Annotated in this window: 3 protein-coding genes; all 3 read right to left on the bottom strand. The window is 59.2% G+C overall.

What is annotated here, in order from left to right:
* On the bottom strand, window positions 1-739 hold a 739-nt coding region (locus tag VJV58_RS20990), incomplete at its 3' end, for a YncE family protein (protein WP_414641540.1).
* Window positions 740-785: 46 nt separating this feature from the next.
* Complete coding sequence (locus tag VJV58_RS20985; protein WP_324139287.1) at window positions 786-1,697, bottom strand: DUF1259 domain-containing protein; 912 nt, start codon at window positions 1,695-1,697, stop codon at window positions 786-788.
* A 163-nt stretch (window positions 1,698-1,860) separates the two neighbouring features.
* Window positions 1,861-2,457, bottom strand: coding sequence for a family 16 glycoside hydrolase (locus VJV58_RS20980; protein ID WP_324139286.1), 597 nt, complete (start codon window positions 2,455-2,457; stop codon window positions 1,861-1,863).
* Between the last annotated feature and the right edge of the window lie 57 nt (window positions 2,458-2,514).

Below are 2,514 nucleotides of genomic sequence, written 5' to 3'. Positions count from 1 at the left end.
CGCAGGTCTTGAGATCGGCGACAACTGCATTGTCGCAGGTCTTGAGATCGGCGACAACTGCATTGTTCATCATCGACAGCACGAGCAATCGCGACGGACTGCGAAAGACGGTCAGGACGCGATTGGCGTTACGGTCGAGTGCCATCGCAAAATTCGACCCATGGCCTTCGGTGGGCATTGTTCCGATGACCTCGCCCTTGGCCAGATCGGCAACTGCTATCTGCCGCGCATCGGGCACGTTCACGTAGGCGCGTGTACCGCTGTTGTCGATCTGGAAGCTTTCAGGGTGCGCTTTGAGCCGGATATCCCCGATTTTTGTCCGGCTCTTGGGGTCGATTATGGCGAGCGCGCCATCGCCGTATCCAACCAGCACCCGGTTGTGGCGAGCGTCAACCCGAATATTATCGGCGTCGTCGCCCAAGTTGATTCGCCCGATGAGCGCCAAATCTTCGCCGCGCAATATTCGCACCGATCCATCCGCTGCGTTTGCGATATAGACCGTGTCGGTCGACGGTTCGTAGGCGATCCCTTGCGGTTCGTTCAGCCCTGGAATGGTGCTCTGCGTGCGTGCCCGCGCAAGGTCCACCACACCCACGCTATTGTTCCCCAATTCGGCCACGAAAAGCCGCTGTCGATTGAGGTCGATCGCGAGGTGGTCGATCCGACCGGCAACGGAGCCGAGGGGAAGCTTCCCCTCAAGCTCTAACGGTGCGCCGGGCCTTTCGGCCGTTGCGGGCATCGCCAGCACCAACACGAAACCGACCAGAAGACACCAGAGCCGCCCTCTAACCCTTTGCAACAGCAACATGTGCAAGGGCTGCCTTTAGGCCGTCAGCAAGCTTCTTGGCATCGCCAACGCCCCAGAAATGCACGAAGAACAGGCGAGGCTGGTCGTCCACCATGTGGTTGTGAATCGCGGTCACCTCGATTCCATTCTCCCGAAGGGCCTTCAAGACTGGCGTCACTTCCTTCGCGGTCAGGACGAAATCGCCGGTTATCGCCGCCTTTCCCCCGCCGGCCGGCTGAAAGTTTATCGACTCTGCGGTCCCCATCGACGGTGGCACAACCATCCCGCCATCTTTGACGGGTTCGGCGCGCGGAATGCCGAACTGGTATATCCCACCGTTGTCTTTGCCCTTCCTGCCAAGCGCTTGATCGAGGGCCGCAGTATCAAGGTCGACACGCTGTTGCGTTGCTGGTGCCGCCTGCGGCTGCGAGGACCCGGAAGTAGCCGAGCCGAGCGGCGTCTTACTTTCGGCCAGTGCTTGATGCAGAGCGGTCGCCATCTTCACCGGATCGCCGCGCCCGAAAACGTGCATGTACATCGTGAAGGGTTGGTTGCGTAGCAGATGATTGTGCAGCGCCGTAACCTCGATGCCGCTGGACATCAACTTCGCCATTACCGGATTCACCTCGTCCGAGGTCAGCACGAGATCGCCCATCATCATGCTTTCGTTGCCCATCTTCTCGAAGGCGACCCAACCGCCCAGCGCGAAGCCCGGCTTCAACTCGACCCCGTCGAGGGTCGCCTTGATGTCCGTCCTCGGGAGACCGATGCGGTAGACGCCGCCCGGCATTTCGGTGCCGGCTTTACCGAGGGCTTCACCGACACGCGCCCAATTCTCGTCGGCTGCAAAGGCCGGGGCCGACAACCCCGTGATCAGGGCCGCAGCAAGAGCGAATTTTGAGAAGAGCATCAGGATTTCCTCCTCCACTTGATCGAAATAGCTCCATCACGGACCCGCCTCGGTAGCGATCCGCTTTATTTAATACATCATCGGCTCTGTGCTCGGCCCGAGCTTTGCTCGGATGTGGATTTCGTCGAGCGCGCGTCTGGTAGTTGGTCGGGCATTTCTTGCCTTAATCCAGCGGCGTGATAGAGATGGTGTCGAAGTGAGTTACGCTATCGGCTTTGGTCCATAGAGCGATCTTTCCGGACCTGTCGAATGTTCTGTCTTCGGCGGTGAAAAGGGTCTTTCCGTCGAAGGACACTGTGAACTTGTCGTCGTTGGCGCGTAGATCGAGCGTATGCCACTGATTGCCGGCGACTTTAGTGTCTGTGCCCGCAATCTGCTCGCGCTTTCCGTTTGTGACGCGATAAAGCCTGACATTATCTTCAAGGGCATTGGCCCGAGCGACGTAATAATCGTCGGGTGTGGTGAGCCTGACGACAACCCCGCCCGCTTGATCCACTTTGCCCGTGAGCGGCTTGAACCGGATGAACACATCAACGTTTCTCGCCGAAACGGGCTTATATACCGCAAGCGGAAACCGGTAGCCGGTCGTATCGCTCCTCGTTTGCGCGATCGCCTTCCGCTCGGTCGCGGTCGGATCATTGACGACCCGCCACACGGCAGGATCGCCAGTGCCCGTGCGCCAGAAGGTGAAATCATCCGGTTCTAAGCCCGCCTCCATAGCGGATACATCGACTATGATTGTCTTGTTCTCGGCGGCCATTGCGCTACCCATCAGTGGCATCGTGAGCACCAGCGCCAGTAACGACGTTCGGCGAAG

It is taken from the genome of Bradyrhizobium sp., from assembly GCF_035273305.1.
In the GTDB taxonomy this organism is placed as follows: domain Bacteria; phylum Pseudomonadota; class Alphaproteobacteria; order Rhizobiales; family Xanthobacteraceae; genus Bradyrhizobium.
Note: the sequence above shows the minus strand (reverse complement) of the source record. Positions and strands in the feature narration are given on the sequence as shown.